Consider the following 22861-nt stretch of genomic DNA (forward strand, 5'->3'; position numbering starts at 1 on the left):
GCGCGAGCTGCTGTGCCGTTTTCGGCAGTCAGTCCGCAGGAAGGTTGCCCTCGATCCACCGCGCCAGCTGTTCGCGGTGGGGTCTGTCCAGGGTCAGGAAACGGAAGCCGGCCCAGCAGTGGTTCGGGGTGTGGGCCGGGGTACGCCACAGCAGATGCACGCCGACGTCGATGTCGATCTCGCCGCCCCGGCCGTCGGGAATGGGGAACTGCAGCTGGTACAGGGCATCTTCCAGCAGGGGTTCGGAGGCGATGACCAGCATGCCGGTTTCGGACACGTTGCTCAGGCGGCCGATCACGCTGTCGGTCATCCGGTCCCAGACCGGGATCAGTGCTGGAATCTGCAGGCGCGGCGCCCGCCGGGTGTTGGTGATCATGCGGACTCCGCAGCGGAACTGCCGCCGGCAAGTGAGCGCAACGTGCGCAGGGTTGCCTGCCAGGCGCGGTCGATCAGGCGGCCGCGGTCTTCGGTGACCACCTGCACCTGGCCCTTGGCCATCAGCCGGGCGAGGGCGTCGAGCGAATGCTCGGCCACCTTCTGCCCGCGCTGATTGACGAACAGTACGTTGTCGGTGATCAGGCTGTACCAGGACAGGCGCTGGCGCTGCGAATCACCCTGCTGGTTGACGGTGAATTCGAACCACGTGCCGAACGGCATCGTGCGCAACTGCCGGTAATGCGTTTCCTCTTCCGGGCTGCGGTTGGCTACCGGCTTGCGGCGCGGATCTTCTTCTTCGTCGCGCTCGCTGCCCTCACCCAGACGGGCGCGGGCTTTGAGTTTGGCGCTGAGCTCGGTCTTGGAGGTGGTGTCGTCTTCCCCGCCCGGGGTGGACAGGCGCCGGGCGATCGCGCCAGCCTCGTCGCGGTGGTAGCCGACCTGCAGCAGTGATTCTTCGATCTGCTTGCCCAGCACCACGTCCGGCTCGCCGCCAGCGGGGCTGGCGGTGACTTCGCTGATGCGGGCGGTGGCGACCTGGCGCTGTTGCCATTCCTCGGAGTTGTCGCCCTGGCGCAGCAGGGTCAGGGTCAATACGTCGGCCCAGGCCTGGCGCAGCAGGGTCTGCACGAATTTGGGCGCCGCGCCGTTGCGACATTGCTGGTCGATGGTACGCGTGGCCAGCTGCTTGGCAGCCTCCAGCCGCTCCTTGCCGCGTGCCGCCTCCACATGCCGGCGCTCGGTGACTTCGGCCTTGCGGGCGGCCGTCCGCAGGTGGTTCTGGATCTGCTGGTTGGCCTCGGTGAAGACGGCTTCGTTGCCGTCGTAGTCGGTGACGACCTTGTTGACCGCCTCACCGAGCTTCTGCAGCAGCACCGGATCGCCATCGTCATCGCCCAGCCAGGTGGCGCCGGATTCGGCCACCGCGTTGAGCAGCTCGCGCGCGGGGTGCTGGTCACGGACGAAGAACGCCTCGTCGTGGATCGCCGCCCGCACCACCGGTACCTGCAGCTGGGTCAGCAGGTCCGCGGCCGCGCCTTCGGTGCGGACTTCGCGCTGGATCTGCGTGTACAGCATCCCCAGCAGGTCGAGGGTGTCGGCATCCTGTGGGGCGAGTGAGGCCGCTGGTCCGTGGTCGGCCTTGATCTGACCGAGCAGCGCATTGCGGATGTCGCCAATGCTGCGCCGCGTGCCTGGCGAGGCGGCCTGCGCCTGCAGGCGGCCGAGCACCTCCATCACGGCCTGGCTGGGAACCGGTCGGGGGGCGTCGCCTGCCGGTGGCGCTGCAGCGGTGTGCGGGTCGTCGGTGGTGGCCGTGGCGGCACTGGCTGCCACGTTGCCACGTGGCTGGGGATGGCGGGCGGCGTCCAGCAGGCTGTGCAGGGCGGACATGCCGGGGGCGGAGATACCGCTTTCGCTGCCGGCGGGCATGGCGCCGGGGACAGCGCCAGTGCTGCCCGCGCCGGCCGAGAAGGAGGGGGCGGAGGGGGCTGCTGATCCTGCAGCGGCAACGGCGGCAGGGAATCCAGCCGTGGCGCCCTCAACAGGCAGAACCGCCCACGACGCCGCGGGCGCCTGTCCCTGCCAGCCGGTCAGGGGCCGGTTGGCCGCCGTGCGCTCGCCATTTGCGGCGTTGGCGTTGGCGGTCGAAGGCCCGTTCTGGCCGCCGCCGCGCGGGGCGGAAGGGCGCACCAGGTAGGGGCGGTAGACCAGCCCGGGCAGCACGCCTTCGCGGGCGAGCAGGATGTTGGCGCGATCGATCAACTCGCTGTGGCGTTCCATCGCCTGGCGCTCGAACACCTGATACAGCAACAGCTGCGTTTCCAGGCTCAGCTGCAGCTGCTCGCCGCAGTCGCGCAACGCGCGGCACAGCGCATAGGGGCCGATCGGCAGCCGTTCGATCTCGATGGCCGGTTGCGCGGCGAGCACGCCAAAACGCTGCCCCAGCAGTTGCAACGGACTGGGCGAGCGGTTGCTTTCGCGCCGGGCCATTTCATGCAGCACGATGTCGCGGTCGATGTCGGTGTCTTCGACCAGCGTCATGGTCTTGAGCGAGGCGTCCCTTGTCCGCGCGGCCGCGGTATGGCGGGCATCCTTGAACTGGACCAGTTGCTGCTCCAGCGCGTCGAAAAAGCGTGCCGGGAACTGGTCGCTGCACTCGCGCAGCTGGCGCATCTGCGCGTAGATGTCCGATTGGAGCTGGCTGCTGCGGGCTTTTTCCGCATGCTGGAACAGCTCGCGGTCCAGTCCGAGCATGGTCAGCTTCAGTGGCTGCTCCAGCACTTCCACGGCCAGCGCGTGGATCTGCTCCAGCAACATCCGCACACGGGGTGGCAGCGCGGCGCCAGCGATTCGAGCCGGCGCATGGCTGGCGGTGGTTGATGCGTTCCCTGACATCCGATGTACGTTCCGCGCCCCTTGTATGGGACGTTTTCTACCATTTTGGTGACGGAGTAGCCACTTCCGTCGCGTGCGCTCAGCGCAGGAACAGCTCCACCACGTCATTGGTGAAGCGCCGGCCCAGCTCGGTGGGCGTGGCTCTGGCACCGTCACAGATCAGCCAGCCGCGCGCCTGTGCGGTATCCAGTGCCGGTCGCAGCACGCTGCGCTCCAGTCCGGTGCGGGCCTCGAAATCGGCCAGCGGGAAGCCTTCGTGCAGGCGCAGCAGATTGAGCATGTACTCGAACGGCAGGCGTTCTGCGCCGACCACGTCATCGCCGCCGATGGCGGCGGGCGTGCCTGCGGTGTCCATGAAGGTCTGCGGGTGCTTGTGCTTCCAGCGGCGCAGCACCTGCTGCTCGGCGCCGGAGCTGATCTTGCCGTGGGCGCCGGCACCGATCCCCAGGTAGTCGCCGAAGCGCCAGTAGTTGAGGTTGTGCTGGCATTGCCAGCCCTCGCGGGCATAGGCGCTGACCTCGTACTGGCCATAGCCGTGCTCGGCGAGCAAGGCCTGGCAATGCTCCTGGATGTCCCAGGCGCTGTCCTCGTCGGGAATGCCCTGCGGCGGCTTGGCGAAGAACACCGTGTTCGGCTCCAGCGTCAGCTGGTAGTGCGAGATATGCGTGGGATCGAGTGCGAAGGCCCGCTCAAGATCATGCTCTGCCTGGGCCAGCGTCTGCTGCGGCAGCGCGTACATCAGATCGATATTGAAGTTGTTGTAGCCGGCGTCCTGCGCCAGCTTGACCGCGCGTTCGGCCTCGCGGCTGTCGTGGATACGGCCCAGGCGCTGCAATGCTTCATCGTTGAAGGTCTGGATGCCGAAGCTGATGCGGTTCACGCCCGCCGCCCGGTAGCGGTCGAAGCGGCCGTGTTCGGCGGTGCCCGGGTTGGTCTCCAGCGTCACTTCCAGATTCGGCGCAAAGCGCAGGCGCGCGCTGGCTGCCTGCAGGAAGCGGTCGATCGCCTCGGGCGGGAACAGGCTGGGAGTGCCGCCGCCGAAGAACACGCTGTTCACCACCCGGCCCCAGACCAGTGGCAGATCCTGGTCCAGATCGCGGATGAGCGCATCGATATACGCATCGAACGGCAGCGCACCCTTGCCCGCGTGCGAGTTGAAATCGCAGTACGGGCATTTGCGCACGCACCATGGCAGGTGCACATACAGCGACAACGGCGGTGGTACCAGTTGCACCGGGCCCGGGGCATCACAGCCGCAGGCGTCGTCATGGGTGTGGAGGTCCATATGCATGCCGACCTCAGCGCGCCAGCTGGGTGGACAGCTGCTGTACCAGCAACTGCAGCGCCTTGGCGCGATGGCTGCGGCCATTCTTCTGCGCCGGCTCCATCTGCGCGGCGGTCAGGCCAAGTTCTTCATCCAGGAATACCGGGTTGTAGCCGAAGCCGTTGCTGCCGCGCAGTTCATCGATGATGCGGCCTTCCCAGCTGCCTTCGCAGATCAGCGGCTGCGGATCATTGGCGTGGCGCAGCAGCACGATCACCGCGTAGAAACGCGCAGTGCGGCGCTGGGCGGGCACATCGCGCAGCGCTTCGAGCAGCTTGGCGTTGTTGGCGGCATCGTCGGTGGGGCTGCCGGCGTAGCGCGCGCTGTACAGGCCGGGCGCACCGTCCAGTGCATCGACGATCAGGCCGGAGTCATCGGCCAGCGCCGACAGGCCGGTGACTTCGCAGGCGTGGCGCGCCTTGATCAGCGCGTTCTCGACGAAGGTCAGGCCGGTTTCCGGCACATCGCCCACGCCCAGCTCGCGCTGCGGCACGATCTGCAGCGGCAACCCGCCCAGCAGGGTCTGCAGCTCTTCCAGTTTGCCGGCGTTGCCGCTGGCCAGTACCAGTTTCATCATTTGGGTTCCAGCAGGTCCCAGGTATTGCCATACAGGTCGCGGAACACCACGACGGTGGCATAGCTCTCGTTGCGGGGCGCTTCGGTGAATTCCACACCGAAGGCCTGCATGGCCTCGTAGTCGCGCCAGAAGTCGTCGGTGTACAGGAAGAAGCCGACACGGCCGCCGGTCTGGTTGCCGATATGCGCGCGCTGCGCTTGGTCACTGGCGCGCGCCAGCAACAGCGATGCGGCGTTGCCATTGGCCGGGCCGACCACGACCCAGCGCTTGTGGCCCTGATCCAGGTCCTCCAGCAGGCGGAAGCCCAGCGCGCCGGTGTACCAGGCGATGGCCTCGTCGTAATCGGCGACGACCACCGTCACCAGGGCCAGATACCGGCTCATGCCTGCGCCAGTGCCGCCTGCTGCGCGTCGAACAGCTCGCGGATACCCTTTTCAGCCAGCACCAGCAGCGCGTCCAGCTCGTCACGACGGAAGGCGTGGCCTTCAGCGGTGCCCTGCAGCTCGATGAAGCCGCCGCCGTCGTTCATCACCACGTTCATGTCGGTGTCGCAGTCGCTGTCCTCGACGTAGTCCAGATCCAGCACCGGTACGCCTTTGTAGACGCCGACCGACACCGCGGCGACGGCGCCGAAGACCGGATTGCGCTTGATGTCGCCGCGCTTGAGCAGCACGTTCACCGCGTCGACCAGTGCCACGTAGGCGCCGGTGATGGCGGCGGTGCGGGTGCCGCCGTCGGCCTGCAGCACGTCGCAATCCAGGGTGATGGTGCGCTCGCCCAGCGCATTGCGGTCGATGCAGGCGCGCAGCGTGCGGCCGATCAGGCGCTGGATTTCCAAGGTGCGGCCGCCCTGCTTGCCACGCGCGGCTTCGCGGTCGGAACGGGTATGGGTGGCGCGCGGCAGCATGCCGTATTCAGCTGTCACCCAGCCTTCGCCCTTGCCGCGCAGGAAGCCGGGAACGCGGTTCTCGACACTGGCCGTGCACAGCACGCGGGTATTGCCAAAGCTCACCAGAACCGAGCCTTCGGCGTGGCATGTGAAGGCGCGTTCAAGGGTAACGGTGCGCAGCTGATCGGCCTGGCGGCCGCTGGGACGGGAAAAGGTCATGAAAAGTCCGGATTGCGAAGGCTTCGATGGGGCGTCCGGGCGGTCAATACACCGGCGTCCGGGGCTGGCTAGGGTACCATTCGCCCTTTGAAATTCATCGGAAAACACATGATTCGGAGCATGACCGCCTACGCCGGTGGTGAGCGCGTGACGCCCTGGGGCACCTTGGGCTGCGAACTGCGCTCGGTCAATCACCGCTTTCTCGAAGTAGGGGTGCGGCTGCCGGAAGACCTGCGTTCGCTGGAGCCACAGCTGCGGGAGCGCGTGTCCGCACGGGTCAGTCGCGGCAAGCTGGATCTGGTGATGCGCCTGCGTGCGCCCGAGGCGACCACCTCGCTGGCGGTCAATGAAGTGCTGGTGGAACAGCTGGGCGATCTGGCGGCACGTCTGCAGGCAAGTTTTCCCTCCATGCAGGTGGGTTTCACCGAATTGCTGCAATACCCGGGGGTGCTGCGCGCCGAATCCACCGACGCGGCCGCCCTGCAGGCCGAAGCGCTGGCGCTGCTGGATCAAACCATCGACAGCTTCGTGCAGGCGCGTGAGCGCGAGGGCCAGAAGCTGGCCGAAGCCATCAGCGAGCGTGTGGACGGGGTCGAGCGTATCGCCGCGGAAGTGCGTGAGCTGATTCCAGCCATCCGCGAAGGGCAGCGCGCCAAGCTGGCCGCACGACTGGCCGATCTTCCCCATCCGATGGATCCGGGGCGCGCCGAACAGGAACTGGTGCTGTGGCTGCAGAAGCTTGACGTGGACGAGGAGCTGGATCGTCTGTCCAGCCACATCGCCGAGATCCGCCGGGTGCTCAAGCAGCGCGAGCCGGTGGGGCGTCGCCTGGACTTCCTGCTGCAGGAATTCAATCGCGAAGCCAACACCACCGGGTCCAAGTCGGTGGACAGCCGCACTTCCAATGCCGCGGTGGAGCTGAAGGTGCTGATCGACCAGATCCGCGAGCAGGTCCAGAACATCGAATAACCGCGTCCCTGGCGTTGCTGTGAACCGGCCACCACCGATCTGGTGGCCGGTGGATTCGGGTTGCCGGCCGGTGCGTGATATTCTGCGCTGCCTTGCAAGTGGCGCCCCAGTTCCATGCGCGGAACTCTCTACATCGTTGCCGCCCCTTCCGGCGCAGGCAAAAGCAGCATCGTCAACGCCACCCTGGCGCGCGATCCGCAGATTTCACTCTCGATCTCCTTCACCTCGCGGGCCATGCGTCCGGGCGAGGAGAACGGCAAGCACTACCATTTCGTCAGCGCGGCCGAGTTCGAGCGGATGATCGGTGACGGCGATTTCTTCGAGCACGCCCTGGTGCACGGCGACTGGAAGGGTACCGCCCGCCAATCGGTGGAGCCGCAGCTGGCCGCCGGCCAGGACGTGCTGCTGGAAATCGACTGGCAGGGTGCGCGCCAGGTGCGCGAGAAGGTGCCCGGTGCGGTCAGTGTGTTCATCCTGCCGCCGTCGCGCCAGGCGCTGGACGAGCGCATGCGCAAGCGCGGCCAGGACAGCGAGGCGGTGATCGCCCAGCGGCTGGCCGCCGCCCGCGAGGAAATGCTGCACTACGACGAATTCGACTATGTGATCGTCAATGAGGACTTTGACATCGCCGTGGGTGAAATGTGCTCCATCTTCGCCGCCAGCCGCCTGCGACTGGCGGCCCAGCAGCGGCGCCACGCCGGACTGATAGACTCGTTGCTGGCCCCGGAATCGACCCCGTAAAAACAGCAAGCGATTGATTCACAAGGGTCTGTTCAGGGGCTGGCTTGATTTTTGCCATGGCTCGCCCCTACAATCGCCCCCTTTTCCCACATTCGATCGAGCGGCCGTTGCAGGTCGCCGGGAGCCCGCATGGCCCGCATTACCGTAGAAGATTGCCTGGAAGTCGTTAACAACCGTTTTGAGCTGGTCATGATGGCGTCCAAGCGCGCCCGCCAGTTGGCAAATGGTGTCCAGGCGACGATCGATAACAGCGAGACCGAGGACAAGCCGACCGTGCTGGCACTGCGCGAAATCGCGGCCCGCAAGATCGACCTCAACCTGATCGAGGAAGTCGAGAAGGCCGAGCGCGAGCGCATCGAGCGTGAGGCGCTGGAATGGGCTGCCGCCGAAGTGGTTGCCGACGAAGACATGTCCAAGAACGACGATTGATCCGGCTGCCCGGATCATCGCGTGAGATGGCACCGACAGCCCGCTCTATGCGGGCTGTTCGCGTTGTGGGGTTTGCCGTTATTACGCTGCTGACATAGTCTTCTGACATGAACCCAGGCCCTACTGCCCAGGTCGCCACGCCAGCGGGCGGGGCGGTACCTGACTACGTACTCCAACTCGAACGTGCTGCCGGCTATCTTCCTGCTGGACAAGTGCCGTTGCTGCGGCGTGCATGGGAAGTGGGCGCGGCCGCGCACGCGGGCCAGACGCGCAAATCAGGCGAGCCCTACATCACCCATCCGGTCGCGGTGGCGCGCATTCTCGCGGAGCTGGGACTGGACGTGGAGGCGCTGATCGCCGCGATCCTGCACGATACGATCGAAGACACGCCGCTGACCCGGCAGCAGCTGGCCGCCGAGTTCGGCGAGACCGTGGCCGAATTGGTCGACGGGGTCACCAAGCTGGACAAGCTCAAGTTCCGTGACCGCCAGGAAGCGGCCGCGGAGAGCTTCCGTAAGATGCTGCTGGCGATGTCGCGCGACCTGCGCGTGATCATGATCAAGCTGGCCGACCGCCTGCACAACATGCGCACGCTGGGCGCGCAGAGCAGCGAGGCACGCCGCCGCATCGCCCTGGAAACACTGGATATCTACGCGCCGATCGCGCAGCGCCTGGGCATGAGTCTGATCAAGTCCGAGCTGCAGAATCTGGGCTTCCGCGCGCTGTATCCGTGGCGTCACGCGATCATCGAAAAGCACATCCGCAGCCAGCCGGTGGTCCGTCGCGAGTCGATGGCGCAGGTGGAGGTGCAGCTGTCGCAGCGTCTGGCACGCGAAGGGCTCGAACACCGCCTGATCAGCCGCATCAAGACGCCGTGGAGCATCTACAACAAGATGCGCGACGAGAACAAAAGCTTCGACCAGGTCATGGACGTGTTCGGCTTCCGCCTGGTCATGCGCAGCGTGCCGAACTGCTATCACGCGCTGGGCGCCGTGCATGCCACATTCAAGCCGCTGGATGGCCGCTTCCGCGATTTCATCGCCATCCCCAAGGCCAACGGCTACCAGTCGCTGCACACGGTGCTGTTCGGGCCATACGGTTCGCCGATCGAAGTGCAGATCCGCACCGAGGAAATGGACCTGATCGCCGAGCGCGGTGTGGCTGCGCACTGGACCTACAAGTTCGGTGGTGATTCGCCCAACAGTGCGCAGAGCCGTGCCCACGCGTGGATCGTCGATCTGATCGATTCGCAGCGGGCGGCCGGCTCTTCGCTCGAGTTCCTCGACAACGTCAAGGTCGACCTGTTCCCGGACGAGGTCTATCTGTTCACGCCCAAGGGCAAGATCCTGTCGCTGCCGCGCAACTCCACCACGCTGGATTTCGCCTATGCCGTGCACACCGATGTGGGCAACCGGGCGGTGGCCTCGCGGGTGGACAAGAAGCTGGTGCCGCTGCGCACCAGGCTGGTCAGCGGCCAGACCGTGGAAATCATCACCGCACGGTCGGCCACGCCAAAGCCGCAGTGGCTGGAATTCGTGGTCAGCTCCAAGGCCCGCACCGCCATCCGCCACCAGCTCAAACAGCTGGAACACGAGGATGCGGTGCAGCTGGGCCATCGCATGCTCGACCGCGCGCTGGAGGCGATGGACAGTTCGATCGAGCGGCTGCCGAAGGGGCGCCTGGATGCGTTCCTGGCCGAGTACCGGTTCCCGCGCTTGGAGGCGTTCCTGGCCGATGTCGCGCTGGGCAACTGGATGCCGACCCAGGCGGCACAGGCGTTGATGGCCTATGGCGAGCTTCGTGCCGGTGATTCGGCGCAGCGGCCGCAGGAGAAGATCCTGATCAATGGCAGTGAGCGCGGCGTGGTCAGCTTCGCCAATTGCTGCCAGCCGATTCCGGGCGACGACATCATGGGTTACCACACTGCCGGCAAGGGCATCGTGGTGCACCGCATGGATTGCCCGAATCTGGCTGAACTGCGCAAGTCGCCCGAGCGCTGGGTGCCGATCGGCTGGGACACCAGTGTGGTCGGGGACTACGACACGGCGCTGGTCGTGGAAGTGGAGAATGGCACCGGCGTGCTGGCCCAGTTGGCCGCGGCGATCGCGCAGAGTCATTCCAACATCGAGCGCGTGGACTATCTGGATCGCGATCCCAATGCCGCGGTGCTGTGCTTCAACATCCAGGTGCGCGATCGCACCCACCTGGCCGAAGTGATGCGGCGCCTGCGGCGTCTGTCGGTGGTGCAGGCGGTGCGTCGGCAGTAGTTGCGCAGTTCTCCACAGAGGGTGTGCAACACGGCGATGACAAGTTGTGGATAAGGTCTTCAGGGCCTTATGGGGCAGGTGTTTCCATGGGCTGGTCAAAATTTGACCAGACTTTCGTTGCCGCATTCCGATGGGGTGCGGGTGGCGACAGGGCCGGCGCTACAATGGGGCACCTACTATCAGAGTGGAGCTGTCCATGTCCCGCCAGATCATCAATACCGCCAACGCTCCGGCCGCCATCGGCCCTTATTCGCAGGCCGTGCGTGCCGGCAACACCGTGTATTTTTCCGGCCAGATTCCGCTGGACCCGGCGACCGGTGAGATCGTCGCCGGCGATGTGACCGCGCAGGCCCGTCGCGCGTTCGACAACCTCAAGGCGGTGGCCGAAGAAGCGGGTGGGTCGCTGGACAAGATGGTGCGGCTGGGCCTGTATCTGACCGATCTGGGTGAGTTCGCCAAGGTCAATGCGGTGATGCAGGAGTATTTCCAGGCGCCGTTCCCGGCACGCTCGACCATTGAAGTGTCCGGCCTGCCCAAGGGCGCCGCGTTCGAGGTCGACGCGGTGATGTTTCTCGACTGATCCGTCATCGGCAACCTGTCCATGTGCGAATGCCCGGTTCTGCCGGGCATTCGTCTGTCAGGACGCAGGAAGCCTGATGTCGGAGGGTATACGCCTGGTCCGTCGCTTGAAGGCGCGGCCGAGTGGGGACGTATCGTTGAGGCCGGGTGGATCGCCGGTCATGGCGATAGCCGGTTCGCGGGCCTGCACCACTGCCGCTGCAGGCTTGGTGCGGCTCGGGTGTTGCACCTGGCTGAAGCGGGATTGCCCGCCGCGCCGCCGGCGTGCGGATGGGCCACCTCGTGTCGTGGGGGAAGAAGGCAGCTGCCGGTGTGCTCGACAGGCGGGCGCTGAGCCCGGGCAACCCGGCGTTCCGGTGGGGCGGGGCGTAGGGAAACCCCGGCGTCTTCGGATGCCGGGGTTTCTGTTTGTGACGCATGACGGCATCCTTGTGCAATGTCTGCGCGTCGTGACCTTGCCACCCTTGATCTGTCCACCGAACCGCTGGACCGCCTTGCCGGGGTCGGACCCCGGGTGGCGGCCAAGCTGGAGGCGCGTGGGCTGACCACCCTTCAGGATCTGTGGCTGCACCTGCCGCTGCGCTACGAGGATCGCACCACGCTGCTGCCGATCCGCGCGCTGAAGGCCGGGGTGGCGGCCCAGGTGGAGGGCAGGGTCGAGGCGGTGGAGCGCGGTTTCCGCTACCGCCCGGTACTGCGCGTGGCGATCAGTGACGGGTCCGGCGCCCTGCTGGTGCTGCGATTCTTCCACTTTCGCGCCGCGCAGGTGGCCCAGTTCGCGCTAGGCCGGCGGTTGCGTGCCTATGGCACGCCGCGTGCCGGTCAGCAGGGGCTGGAGATCGTGCATCCCAGCTACCAGCTGCTCGCCGATGACGAGCAGGCCGCGCTCGAGCAGGCGCTGGATCCGGTCTATCCGGTGGTCGAGGGCATCGGTCCGGCCAGCCTGCGAAAGTTGATCGGCCAATCCATCGACCGGCTGCCCGATGCTGCCACGCTGGAACTGCTGCCGCCCGCACTGCTGTCCGGGCTGGGGCTGCCGTCCTTGCGGGAGGCGCTGCTGACCATGCACCGCCCCCCGGTCGACGCGGATGTTGCAGCGCTGGGTGCGGGCGTCCACCCGGCACAGCGGCGACTGGCGATGGAGGAGCTGCTGGCCCATCACCTGAGTCTGCGCCGCCAGCGGATCGCGCTGCAGGCCCATCGCGCGCCCGCGTTGCGTGGAGGCGACGGGCTGGTAAAGGCGCTGCTCGCGTCATTGCCGTTCCGTCTTACCGGCGCGCAGCAACGGGTGTTCGACGAGATCCGTCGTGATCTTGCGCGTGCGCACCCGATGCTGCGGCTGGTGCAGGGCGATGTCGGCTCCGGCAAAACCGTTGTGGCTGCGCTGGCGGCGATGCTGGCGGTGGAGCGCCGCAAGCAGGTCGCGTTGGCGGCGCCGACCGAGCTGTTGGCCGAACAGCATCTGACCAATCTGCGCAGCTGGCTGGAACCGCTGGGCGTTCGCGTGGCCTGGCTGGCCGGCAAGGTGACCGGCAAGGCCCGCAGCAAGGTGCTCGAAGACGTTGCCAGCGGGCACGCGCAGGTGGTGGTTGGCACGCACGCGTTGATGCAGGATGCGGTGGTGTTCAACGATCTGGCGCTGGCCATCGTCGATGAGCAGCACCGCTTCGGCGTGCATCAGCGCCTGGCGTTGCGCGACAAGGGCGCGGCTGCCGGCGTGGTGCCGCATCAGCTGGTGATGACCGCCACGCCGATTCCGCGCACGCTGGCGATGGCCGCGTATGCGGACCTGGATGTTTCGGCCATCGACGAACTGCCGCCGGGGCGCACCCCGGTGCAAACGATCGTCATCAGCGCCGAACGCCGTCCGGCGCTGGTCGAGCGTATCCGCGTGGCCTGTCGGCAGGGGCGCCAGGTGTACTGGGTCTGCACGCTGATCGAGGAAAGTGAAGAAGAGGGGAGTGGTCCGGGCCAGGCGCGGCTGGATGCGACCGCCGCGCAGACCACGTTCGAGACATTGTCCGCGCAGCTGCCCGAGCTGCGCATCGGGCTGGTGCACGGGCGGATGAAGGCGGCCAAAAAGCAAGCGGCGATGCGCGCTTTCAAATCGGCCGAGGTCGACCTTCTGGTGGCCACCACCGTCATCGAAGTCGGTGTCGATGTGCCCAACGCATCGCTGATGATCATCGAGAATGCCGAGCGGCTGGGGCTGGCGCAGCTGCACCAGCTGCGGGGGCGGGTGGGTCGCGGCGCGACCGCATCCAGTTGTGTGTTGATGTACCAGGCCCCGTTGTCGGCGATGGCGCGGGAGCGACTGGAAACCATGCGGCACACGGCCGATGGCTTCCTGATCGCGGAGAAGGACCTGGAGCTGCGCGGCCCCGGTGAACTGCTTGGCACGCGTCAGACCGGTCTTGCCGCATTCCGCGTCGCAGACCTGGCCCGCGATGCGGGTCTGTTGCCTGTCGTGCATGACCTTGCCGATCGCCTGCTGGCCGAGTCGCCGGCGCTGGCCGAACGCGTCGTGCAGCGCTGGATTGGTGGCGCGGCGCGATATGCGGCGGCCTGAACCCAGGCTTCCCCTGTCATGGCCAAACTGCCATGCTCAAAGATCGATCCGATGTGAAGCACAAGATGAGCAAGAAGATTCCGTTGCTGATTGATACCGATCCCGGCGTGGACGATGCGCTGGCCTTGCTGATGGCGTTTGCCGACGACCGCCACGACGTCGTCGGTCTGACGGTGGCGGCCGGCAACGTCGGTCTGGACTACACCGTGCGCAATGCATTGAAGCTGTGCGAAGTGGCCGATCGCGAGGATGTGCCGGTATTTGCCGGCGCGGCCGATCCGCTCGTGTATCCGGCAGAAGATGCCGCCCACGTGCATGGGCGTGATGGGTTCGGTGATGTGGATCTGCCGTTGACCGCACGCAAGGTGCAGGCGGAACACGCGGCATTGGCGATCCTGCGTCTGTCGCACGAATATGCCGGCGAGCTGCTGCTGGTCGCACTTGGGCCGCTGACCAACATCGCGCTGGCACTCAAGCTTGATCCGAGCTTGCCAAAGCGCGTCAAGCGCTTTGTGGTGATGGGCGGGGCAATCAACGGCCATGGCAATATCACCCCGGTGGCTGAGTTCAACATCGCGTTTGATCCGGAAGCCGCGCACATCGTGTTTTCGATGTTCCCGCATACGGACGTCGCCGACTGGGAAGCCACCATCGCCCATGGCCTGCTGCATCGTGATGTCGAACAGTGGTTGGCCGCCGATACCGACAAGGCACGCTTCTACGAACTGATCTCGCGGCAGACGCGGTTGTGGTCCGAGGACAGTCGTGGTGAGTACTGGTACGCGGCCGACGCCTTGGCGATGGCGTGGGCTTTGCAGCCTGAAGGGGCGACGCGGGTGGAGCAGCGTCCGCTGGCGGTCGAGCTCACTGGCAACCGCAGCCGCGGCGCCACCGTGGTGGACTGGAATCGGCAGACCGGAGCGCCGGACAATACCGCGCTGCTGATCGGCTACGAGCAGGGGCGTTTCGAGGCCCAGGTGCGCGCCGCACTGGGCCTGTAAACCCAGGCTGTATGGACTTGGCTTGCCTATCGTCGCAAGCCAAGCCTATAATGCCGCTCTTGACCACCAGCCCGCACGGTGTGAGCCCATGAAGGCCGATATCCATCCTGATTACCACAACGTCGTTTTCCACGACGTCACTTCCGATTTCAAATTCCTGACCCGTTCGACCATGTCCTCCAAGGAAACGGTCAAGTGGGAAGACGGCGAAGAGTATCCGCTGGTCAAGGTTGAAATTTCCTCTGCTTCGCATCCGTTCTACACGGGCAAGCACAAGGTCATCGATACCAGCGGCCGCATCGACAAGTTCCAGAAGCGTTACGCGCGCTAATCTGGTTGTTGTTGCCAAAACAACGGCTGCGCTCTGCGTGGCCGTTGTTTTGTGTTGTCTGTCGTACGGCTGAATTGCGATGAGGTCGGATTGGCCGTCACTGCGACGCTGTGTCGCAGCCATGGTCTTTCTATAAGACTTTCGTCATCGCAACCCGCAAATGTTGCTGTGCGATAATGACGTGAACCGCGGTGGAAAACCGCGGACTTCATTCACGCGTCTGCCCGCTTCCTCTCTGTCAGGACAGGCGCCTTCCACTTGAGGAGCGCACACTGTGTCCGATCTTGATCAGGTCACGCTCAACGCCGGCGACAAGTCGGTTGTTCTGCCTGTAGTCAAACCCGTTCTGGGTAATGACTGTGTCGATATCTCGAAGCTGACCAAAGAAACCGGTCTCTTCACCTACGACTCCGGTTACACCGCCACCGCCAGCTGCAAGTCGGCCATCACGTATATCGATGGTGACAATGGTGTGCTGCTGTATCGCGGTTATCCGATTGAACAGCTGGCCGAGAAGTCCAGCTTTGTTGAAGTCGCCTACCTGCTGATCAACGGCGAGCGCCCGAATGCCGAGCAGCTGAAGGCCTTCGAAGCCGAGCTGAGTGCGGAAGCTGGCGTTGATGCTTCGATCAACACGCTGATCGGCAGCTTTGCCAAGGACGCCCATCCGATGGCGATCCTGGCTGCCTCGATCGCGCAGCTGTCGGCGATCTACCACGACTCGCTGGATCTGTCCGATGCCGAGCAGCGCCGTCAGGCCGCGGTGCGCCTGATCGCCAAGGTGCCGACGCTGTCGGCGCTGATCTATCGTCATGGCAACGGTCTGCCGGCCAACACGCCGGACACCTCGCTGGATTACGTCAGCCGCTTCCTGAAGCAGACCTTCGAGTCGGCCGATGGCAAGTACGACCTGAACAAGGACGTGGTAAAGGCGCTGGACCTGCTGTTCATCCTGCATGCCGACCATGAGCAGAACGCCTCGACCTCGACCGTGCGTCTGGTCGGTTCCACCGGCGCCAACCCGTACGCCTCGGTCGCCGCTGGCGTCACCGCGCTGTGGGGCCCAGCACATGGCGGCGCCAACGAAGCGGTGCTGAAGATGCTGGAAGAGATCGGTTCGGCCGACAACGTCGAGTCCGCCGTGCTCAAGGCCAAGGACAAGACCTCGGGCTTCCGCCTGATGGGCTTCGGTCACCGCGTCTACAAGAACTTCGACCCGCGCGCCAAGGTCATCGGTGAGATGACCAAGCAGGTGCTGGGCCAGCTGGGCGTGCAGGATCCGCTGCTGGACGTGGCCGTCAAGCTGGAGCAGGCCGCGCTGCAGGACGACTATTTCGTCGCCCGCAAGCTGTACCCGAACGTCGATTTCTACAGCGGCATCATCTACAAGGCGCTGCAGATTCCGACCGAGATGTTCACTGTGATGTTCGCCCTGGGCCGCACCGCTGGTTGGGTCTCGCATTGGCTGGAACAGCAGGTCGATCCGGAAATGAAGATCGGCCGTCCGCGCCAGGTCTACACCGGTCACGCCGTGCGCGACTACGAATAATGCTGACGGCGCAGCGATGCGCCGCCATCATCATCGCGAAAAGCCCCGCTCCGGCGGGGCTTTTTCGTTGCCCGGATATCCCCACAGGCTGTGCGAGGGTGATTGTGCAAGTTGTGGATAAGGCTGCGCAGGCCATGTGCTGCAAGGTTCTGCCAGGCGCGATGAAAATTTGACCAGTGCCGGATCTGCCGGCTACCCACACGAAGAGCCTGCCTGGAGGCGTTGCGGTGATCCGGCCTATTCCGCGAGCAGCTGCCGCAGCTGGGCCAGCGTGGCCCGTGGCAATGGTTTGCCATCGTCGGCGGAGGCCGGGGGGTGGCGCAGCGCATCCTCGGGCAGCACCACCAGCTCGAAGGCGATGCCATCGGCGGTGAATTCCCAGCCGGGATAGTGTCGTCGTCCAGTCTGTCCGGCCAGCTGCAGTGACCAGGTTCTGGCCTCGGCGGGAATGTGTTGATCGTGCAGGAAATGCTGGACGGCTTCGGTGTCGTCGCTGTGCAGGTGCAGGATGACGGGGCTGTTGTCGCCGGCCACGCCGGTCAGCACCGCGCCGCTCAGGCGTGGCCGGAAGGCGTGGAGAAACTGCATCGCCTGCAATGCCGATTCCCTGCGCTGGCGTAACGCGCCGGGCTGCGTGGTGCTGCCAAACAGCCGCTGATGCTCGCGTACTGCCTGCTCGACATCGGCCAGACGTGGCAGCAGCGTCTCGTCGTGGATGCCAAGCCGCTCGGCGGCCTTGCGCCGGGCCTGCTCGAAGTCATGGATGCCGCTTTCAGTGATCAGGCGAGCGGCCTCCTGGGCGATCCGCACACGGTTGCGGACGGTGTGCAGGGGCCTGCGCTGCGGCCGGTTCTTCATCAACGGACAGTCCCATGGGCGACGGACTGCCTGATTGTAGGCGCTCGGGGCGGCGGAGAGCTCCACCGCCCCGGACAGGGATCAGAAGATGTCGAACGCGGCGTCGTCGGCCTGCTGTTCCTGCTGGTCAAAGTCGAATTCCTGCATGCGATCCAGATCCTCGACCTTGATCCATTCGGTGGCGCCATTGAGCGTGGCTTCGACCATGCCCGATGGCGGGTCGTTCTTTGCGATCGGGGCGTCTTTCAGTGCCACGCGCATGTAGTCGATCCAGATCGGCAAGGCCGCGCGACCGCCGTACTCGCGATAGCCCAGTGAGCGGAAGTCGTCACGGCCCACCCACACGGTAGTGGCCAGCGGCCCGCCAAAACCGGAGAACCACGCGTCGCGATGGTCGTTGGTGGAGCCGGTCTTGCCGCCGACGTCCTCGCGACCCAGGACCTTGGCCGCGGTACCGGTGCCGCGCTGGACCACATCGCGCATCATCGAGTTGAGTTGATAGGCGGTGCGCTCATCAATGGCGCGCGGTGCGATGCGGGCATCGGGGTTGGCCGGCGCGGCAGGCGTGGTCGATTCCTGCTTGGCCGGATCGGACGTGGCAGCGACTGGCGCGGCTTCAGCACCGAAGTTGAAGCCATCGACCACTTGGCTTGCAGGTGTCGTGCTGGGGCCCGCGCCGCCGCAGCCGCGACAGGCTAATGCGGGATTTTCCTTGAAGATCACTGTGCCGTCGCGATCTTTAACCTCGTCGATGATCCAGGTGTCGATGCGCGAGCCGCCATTGGCGAATGCCGCATAGCCGCGCGCCACCGACAATGGCGTCAATGACGCGGTACCCAGTGACATCGACAGGTTCGGCGGCAGTTCGGCTTCCTGGAAGCCGAATTCGCTGATGTACTTGCGCGCGAAGTCCACGCCGATGCTGTCCAGCAGGCGCACCGAAACCAGGTTACGCGACTGCACGAGTGCTTCGCGCAGGCGCATCGGGCCGCGGAAACCGCCGCCATCGTTCTGGGGCTGCCACGTTTTGCCGCGGCGATCACGGAACACCACGGGCGCATCGAGCACGATCGAGGCCGGGTTGAAGCCCTTGTCGAACGCGGCCGCATAGATGAACGGCTTGAAGCTGGAGCCCGGCTGGCGGCGGGCCTGGGTGGCGCGATTGAACTTGTTGCCGGCGAAGCTGAAACCGCCGACAAGCGCGCGCAGCGCCCCGGAGTCGGCATCCAGTGAAACCAGCGCCGCCTGGCCGCGCGGAATCTGGTCGATCACCCATTCGCCTTCCTTCTCGCCTGCACGCACGCGAATGAGGTCGCCGCGGGTGGTCAGTTTGGCGGGTGTCTTGTTGGCCCAGCGCGTGGCCGAGGCCGGGAGCGTCAGCTCGGTACGGTCGGCCAGCACTACGCTCACCCCGCCATCGGCATGGGTGGCCGAGACGATGGCCGGCAGCAAGCCCGATTGCGCCGGAATCGCACTGATATGGCGGGCCAGCGCAGCGGCATCGTCGCTGGCGGCGACATCGAAATGCTGTTCCACGCCGTGCCAGCCATGGCGATGGTCGTAGACGCGAAGGCCATTGGCCACCGCCTGGTTGGCGGCTTCCTGCAACTCGCCATTGATGGTGGTGGTGACGTGGTAGCCCTTGTTGAGCACGTCGCCGCCGTATCGGGCGATCATCTCCTGACGGACGAGCTCGGCCACATACGGCGCGTAGACCTGCACTGGCGGCTCGTGCGGCGCGGCATGCATCGGCACGGCTTTGGCGGCATCGGCCTCGGCCTGGGTGATGAAGCCCAGTTCGGCCATGCGCTGCAGCACGTAGTTGTCGCGGCGCTGGCGGGCCCGTTCGGGATTGCTGATCGGATTGCCGCTTGAGGGGAATTTCGGAATGCCGGCCAGCGAGGCCATCTCGTCCAGGCTCAGCTGGTCCAGCTTCTTGCCGTAGTAGTACTCGGCGGCCGCGCCAATGCCATAGGCGCGGTTGCCGAAGAAGCTCTTGTTCAGATACAGCTCGAAGATCTCGTCCTTGCTCAACTCGTTCTCGATCTTCCGTGCCAGCAGAATCTCGGCCAGCTTGCGCGTATAGCTGTACTCGGAGCTCAGGAAGAACTGCCGCGCCACCTGCTGGGTGATCGTGGAGCCGCCCGGGACGCGCTTGGCGTCGGTCGTGGCCAGCAGCCACACCGCGCGGCCCACGCCTTTGTAGTCCACGCCGTCGTGCTGGTAGAAACGCGCATCCTCAGTGGCCAGAAAGGCCTGCTTCAGGCGCTCGGGCACGTCCTTCATCTGTACGGGATAGCGGCGCGTTTCGCCAAAAACCGCCATCAAACGACCATCGCTGGCGTATACGTACATCGGCTCCTGCAGCTCGACATCGCGCAGTGCCTGTACATCGGGCAATTTCGAGGAAACGACGTAATACAAGGCGCCTGCGGCAATCGCTCCCACCAGGGCGAGGGCGACAAAAAGGGCCAGCAGCCAGCGTAGCCAGCGGCGAAAACGTGGCATCTAGGGGAGTCCCGATTGCGGATTTCGTGGCCGCAGAGTATAGATTATGCAGGGGGACGGCTGGGGCCGCCTCCGGGGAGAAGTGGTTGGGGATCTGTTGGCTGATCTGTGGGGCACGTCGCCTTTCGTATCACTGCGGTTGCCAATTGCGAAAAATTCATTATTAATGCGCGGGCGCAACACTTGCGTCCAAGTGCCCGTCGGCAGGGGAGAAACCGTGGGGCTTATCCCAAAAAGTCAGCCGCCGCTTATCGGCGTTGACATCAGTTCGACTGCGGTAAAGCTGCTTCAGCTTGTCCGCAGCGGTAACCGTTTTCGTGTGGAACATTACGCCGTGGAACCACTCCCGCCGAACGCGGTCGTGGAAAAGAACATCGTCGAGGTCGAGGCGGTGGGCGAAGCCATCCGGCGCGCTGTAGCCCGCTCCGGAAGCAAGGCGAAGAACGCGGCCGCAGCGGTTGCCGGCTCCGCCGTGATCACCAAGGTGATCCCGATGCCGTCCGATCTGGACGAGTCGGATATGGAAGCCCAGGTGGAGCTGGAAGCGGTCAACTACATTCCGTACCCGATCGAGGAAGTGAACCTCGATTTTGAAGTGCTGGGTCCCGTGCCGAACAACCCCGAAATGGTCCAGGTGCTGCTGGCCGCTTCCCGATCCGAGAACGTGGAACTGCGTCAGTCCGCGCTGGAGCTGGGCGGATTGACGGCCAAGGTCATGGACGTGGAAGCATTCGCCATCGAGAACGCCTTCGCGCTTGTCGCCAGCGAGTTGCCGGTGGCCAGTGACGGGGTTGTGGCGCTGGTGGATATCGGTGCCACGATGACGACCCTGAACGTGCTTCGCGGCGGTCGCAGCCTCTACAGCCGCGAGCAGGTGTTCGGCGGCAAACAGCTCACCGACGAAGTCATGCGCCGCTATGGTCTCAGCTATGAAGAAGCGGGCCTGGCCAAGCGTCAGGGGGGGCTCCCGGACAGCTACGAAATTGAAGTGCTGGAGCCGTTCAAGGAAGCGACCGTGCAGCAGATCAGTCGTCTGTTGCAGTTCTTCTACGCCGGCAGCGAATTCAACCGCGTCGATCACATCGTGCTTGCAGGCGGCTGCGCCGCGCTTGCCGGGTTGCCGGCGCTGGTGGAAGAGCAGCTGGGCGTGGCCACCTCGGTTGCCAATCCGTTGTCGCAGATGACGCTGGGGCCGAAAGTGCAGGCCCATGCGCTGGCCCAGGATGCTCCGGCCCTGATGATCGCAACCGGCCTGGCCATGCGGGGGTTTGACTGATGGCACGGATAAATCTATTGCCATGGCGCGCTGAACGACGCAAACAGCGGCAGCGCGAATTCTATGGGATGTTGGGTTTTGCCGCGGTGGCGGGCGTGTTGCTGTCCCTGCTGTGCTGGTTCTACTACGACCGTCAGATCAGTGGCCAGAACGAGCGCAATGCGTTCCTTGAGGCCGAAATCGCCAAGGTCCAGGAGCAGAACAAGGAAATCGAGCGCCTTGACCGCCAGAAGGATCGCCTGCTTGCGCGCAAGAAGGTGATTGAAGAATTGCAGGGCAAGCGGTCGCAGATGGTGCATCTGTTCGACTCGCTGGTGCGGACCATCCCGGACGGGGTGGTGTTGACCGCGCTCAAACAGGAGGGCGACATCCTGACGCTCGAGGGGCGAACCCAATCCAACGCGCGGGTCAGTACCTACATGCGCAACCTGGAGAGCTCGGGCTGGATGACCAATCCGGAGCTGTCAATCATCGAGGCCAAAGCGCAGGAGGCCAACTCCGGCAGTGCGCTGGATATCAAGTCCTTGCCGTATGTGTTCATGCTGAAGGTGAAACTGCCCGCGCCTGGTGACAACCCCAATGCGCAGACAGATTCGGCTGCTCCGGTTGCCGATGCCGCCCCCGGGACTGTACTGGCTACTCCTGCTGCATCCGACACCGCGACATCGGCCCCGGCAGCTGCTGACGTGCCGGCTGCGGCGGCGCCGCAGAAGGAGGCAAAGTCATGAGCCAGAAGGTCAATCTCAAAGAGCTCGATTTCAACAACATCGGCAACTGGCCACAGAAGGCCAAGATGGTGTTTTGCGCACTGCTCACGCTGGTGATCCTGCTTCTGTCCTATCTGCTGGTGATCCGGGGCAAGGTGGAGGAGCTGGAGGGGCTGGAGAGCAAGGAGTCTACGCTCCGTACCCAGTTTGAAACCGAACAGAAAAAAGCGGTGAATCTGGAGCCCCTGAAACAGCAGCTGGCACAGATGGAGCAGGTGTTGCAGCAGATGCTGCGGCAGCTGCCCAGCAAGACCGAAATGCCGGACCTGATCATCGACGTTTCACAGACCGCCTTGTCCAGTGGCTTGAACAACGAATTGTTCCAGCCGGGCGCGGAGTCTCCCAAGGAGTTCTACGCCGAGAAGCCGATCGCACTGCGGCTGGTGGGCAGTTATCACCAGTTCGGTGCGTTTGTCAGTGGGGTGGCGTCCTTGCCTCGCGTGGTGATCCTGACGATGCATGACATCAATTTGAAGCCGAAGGATCCGAAGGTCGGAATCTCGGCGCGCAGCGGTGCCCTGGAACTTTCCGGTACGGTCAAGACCTATCGTTACCTCGACGATACCGAGCTCGAGGCGCAGGAGAAGGCAGCGGCCGAGCAGACCAAAAAGGGAGGAAAGTGATGCGCCAGTACCTTTCTTGCCGACTGCTGGGAGCCGTAGCGCTGGTGCTGGTTGTGGCTGGCTGCGCGCGCAGCGTGGTCAGCACACCGGGTGATGCTCCGAATCTGCAGAATTGGGTTGCCGATGTGCGCGCACGTCCGGCTGAGCCGTTGGATCCATTGCCGGTAATGCAGCAGTTCGAGACGTTCGAGTATGCGGCCCAGGGGCTGCGCGATCCCTTCACCGACGCATGGGTGAATCCGGAAGGCGGCAGCTCGCTGCGCCCGGACCCGGATCGTCGCAAAGAACCGTTGGAAGCTTTCCCGCTCGACAGTCTGGATATGGTCGGGACGATCGGTCGGGGAGCTGGAGCAGTTGCGCTGGTGATGGGGCCAGACAAGGTGACCTACCGCGTGCGTCCAGGCATCTATATGGGCCAGAGCGATGGCCGGGTGACCAGCGTCCGCGAAGATGGCATTGAACTGATTGAACTTGTGCCGGATGGTGCGGGGGGCTGGCTGGAACGTCCGGCCTCGCTCGCGCTTGATGATCGATGATTGACTAGGGGATAGCA

General features: G+C 64.9%; 21 protein-coding genes. 13 read left to right on the top strand and 8 right to left on the bottom strand.

The window, feature by feature from the left end:
• Positions 1-28: 28 nt before the first annotated feature.
• The 6 genes from ARC78_RS01860 to rph all read right to left on the bottom strand — a co-directional run bounded on the left by ARC78_RS01860 (position 29) and on the right by rph (position 5841).
• A complete protein-coding gene (locus tag ARC78_RS01860; protein ID WP_054658244.1) occupies positions 29-376 on the bottom strand; it encodes a PilZ domain-containing protein in 348 nt (115 codons plus the stop codon).
• Positions 373-2832: a DUF1631 domain-containing protein gene (locus ARC78_RS01865; RefSeq protein ID WP_057505613.1), complete on the bottom strand. Its 2460-nt coding sequence runs from the start codon at positions 2830-2832 to the stop codon at positions 373-375. Before ARC78_RS01865 ends, ARC78_RS01860 begins: the two co-directional genes overlap by 4 nt.
• Before the next feature lie 79 nt (positions 2833-2911).
• A complete protein-coding gene (hemW, locus tag ARC78_RS01870) occupies positions 2912-4117 on the bottom strand; it encodes a radical SAM family heme chaperone HemW (protein ID WP_057505640.1) in 1206 nt (401 codons plus the stop codon).
• A 13-nt stretch (positions 4118-4130) separates the two neighbouring features.
• Positions 4131-4733, bottom strand: a complete 603-nt coding sequence (rdgB, locus tag ARC78_RS01875) for an RdgB/HAM1 family non-canonical purine NTP pyrophosphatase (RefSeq protein WP_057505614.1) — start codon at positions 4731-4733, stop codon at positions 4131-4133.
• Positions 4730-5116, bottom strand: a complete 387-nt coding sequence (locus ARC78_RS01880) for a VOC family protein (RefSeq protein WP_054657045.1) — start codon at positions 5114-5116, stop codon at positions 4730-4732. Before ARC78_RS01880 ends, rdgB begins: the two co-directional genes overlap by 4 nt.
• Positions 5113-5841 (bottom strand): ribonuclease PH, encoded by a 729-nt coding sequence (gene rph / locus ARC78_RS01885; RefSeq protein WP_057505615.1) that lies wholly within the window; start codon positions 5839-5841, stop codon positions 5113-5115. Before rph ends, ARC78_RS01880 begins: the two co-directional genes overlap by 4 nt.
• A gap of 108 nt (positions 5842-5949) precedes the next feature.
• On the opposite strand from rph, the gene ARC78_RS01890 reads away from it, so the two are divergent.
• The 9 genes from ARC78_RS01890 (at position 5950) to ARC78_RS01930 (ending at position 16276) form a co-directional block, all read left to right on the top strand.
• Positions 5950-6810 carry a YicC/YloC family endoribonuclease gene (locus tag ARC78_RS01890; RefSeq protein ID WP_054657047.1) on the top strand — a complete coding sequence of 287 codons (861 nt, stop codon included), beginning with the start codon at positions 5950-5952 and terminating at the stop codon, positions 6808-6810.
• Between the two features lie 114 nt (positions 6811-6924).
• Complete coding sequence (gmk, locus tag ARC78_RS01895; protein ID WP_054657049.1) at positions 6925-7551, top strand: guanylate kinase; 627 nt, start codon at positions 6925-6927, stop codon at positions 7549-7551.
• A 129-nt stretch (positions 7552-7680) separates the two neighbouring features.
• Entirely contained in the window at positions 7681-7980 is a 300-nt protein-coding gene (gene rpoZ / locus ARC78_RS01900) for a DNA-directed RNA polymerase subunit omega (protein ID WP_054657051.1), read from the top strand.
• Positions 7981-8087: 107 nt separating this feature from the next.
• Positions 8088-10247, top strand: coding sequence for a RelA/SpoT family protein (locus tag ARC78_RS01905; RefSeq protein WP_054657053.1), 2160 nt, complete (start codon positions 8088-8090; stop codon positions 10245-10247).
• A gap of 196 nt (positions 10248-10443) precedes the next feature.
• The gene (locus ARC78_RS01910) at positions 10444-10827 is read left to right on the top strand and encodes a RidA family protein (RefSeq protein WP_054657055.1); all 384 of its coding nucleotides are present in this window, start codon (positions 10444-10446) and stop codon (positions 10825-10827) included.
• Positions 10828-11262: 435 nt separating this feature from the next.
• Positions 11263-13395, top strand: coding sequence for an ATP-dependent DNA helicase RecG (gene recG / locus ARC78_RS01915; protein ID WP_054657057.1), 2133 nt, complete (start codon positions 11263-11265; stop codon positions 13393-13395).
• Between the two features lie 65 nt (positions 13396-13460).
• The gene (locus ARC78_RS01920) at positions 13461-14396 is read left to right on the top strand and encodes a nucleoside hydrolase (protein WP_054657076.1); all 936 of its coding nucleotides are present in this window, start codon (positions 13461-13463) and stop codon (positions 14394-14396) included.
• 88 nt (positions 14397-14484) lie between these two features.
• Positions 14485-14727 (top strand): type B 50S ribosomal protein L31, encoded by a 243-nt coding sequence (locus ARC78_RS01925; RefSeq protein WP_054657059.1) that lies wholly within the window; start codon positions 14485-14487, stop codon positions 14725-14727.
• Positions 14728-15001: 274 nt separating this feature from the next.
• Positions 15002-16276: a citrate synthase gene (locus tag ARC78_RS01930; RefSeq protein WP_054657061.1), complete on the top strand. Its 1275-nt coding sequence runs from the start codon at positions 15002-15004 to the stop codon at positions 16274-16276.
• A 237-nt stretch (positions 16277-16513) separates the two neighbouring features.
• Here ARC78_RS01930 and ARC78_RS01935 read toward each other — a convergent pair whose 3' ends face one another.
• Complete coding sequence (locus ARC78_RS01935; RefSeq protein WP_054657063.1) at positions 16514-17134, bottom strand: hypothetical protein; 621 nt, start codon at positions 17132-17134, stop codon at positions 16514-16516.
• Between the two features lie 81 nt (positions 17135-17215).
• On the bottom strand, positions 17216-19642 hold the full coding sequence (locus tag ARC78_RS01940) for a penicillin-binding protein 1A (RefSeq protein ID WP_054657065.1): 2427 nt from the start codon (positions 19640-19642) through the stop codon (positions 17216-17218).
• A gap of 217 nt (positions 19643-19859) precedes the next feature.
• Between ARC78_RS01940 and ARC78_RS01945 the strand changes: the two genes are divergently transcribed.
• From ARC78_RS01945 to ARC78_RS01960, 4 genes are read left to right on the top strand one after another with little or no spacing between them, the layout of a single operon-like run.
• Complete coding sequence (locus ARC78_RS01945; protein WP_054657067.1) at positions 19860-20918, top strand: pilus assembly protein PilM; 1059 nt, start codon at positions 19860-19862, stop codon at positions 20916-20918.
• Complete coding sequence (locus ARC78_RS01950; RefSeq protein ID WP_054657069.1) at positions 20918-21646, top strand: PilN domain-containing protein; 729 nt, start codon at positions 20918-20920, stop codon at positions 21644-21646. The genes ARC78_RS01945 and ARC78_RS01950 overlap by 1 nt, the downstream gene beginning before the upstream one ends.
• On the top strand, positions 21643-22308 hold the full coding sequence (locus ARC78_RS01955; RefSeq protein ID WP_054657071.1) for a type IV pilus inner membrane component PilO: 666 nt from the start codon (positions 21643-21645) through the stop codon (positions 22306-22308). The genes ARC78_RS01950 and ARC78_RS01955 overlap by 4 nt, the downstream gene beginning before the upstream one ends.
• Positions 22308-22844, top strand: a complete 537-nt coding sequence (locus ARC78_RS01960; protein WP_054657073.1) for a pilus assembly protein PilP — start codon at positions 22308-22310, stop codon at positions 22842-22844. The genes ARC78_RS01955 and ARC78_RS01960 overlap by 1 nt, the downstream gene beginning before the upstream one ends.
• Positions 22845-22861 lie beyond the last annotated feature (17 nt).

Source organism: Stenotrophomonas pictorum JCM 9942 (assembly GCF_001431585.1).
Taxonomy (GTDB): Bacteria; Pseudomonadota; Gammaproteobacteria; order Xanthomonadales; family Xanthomonadaceae; genus Stenotrophomonas; species Stenotrophomonas pictorum.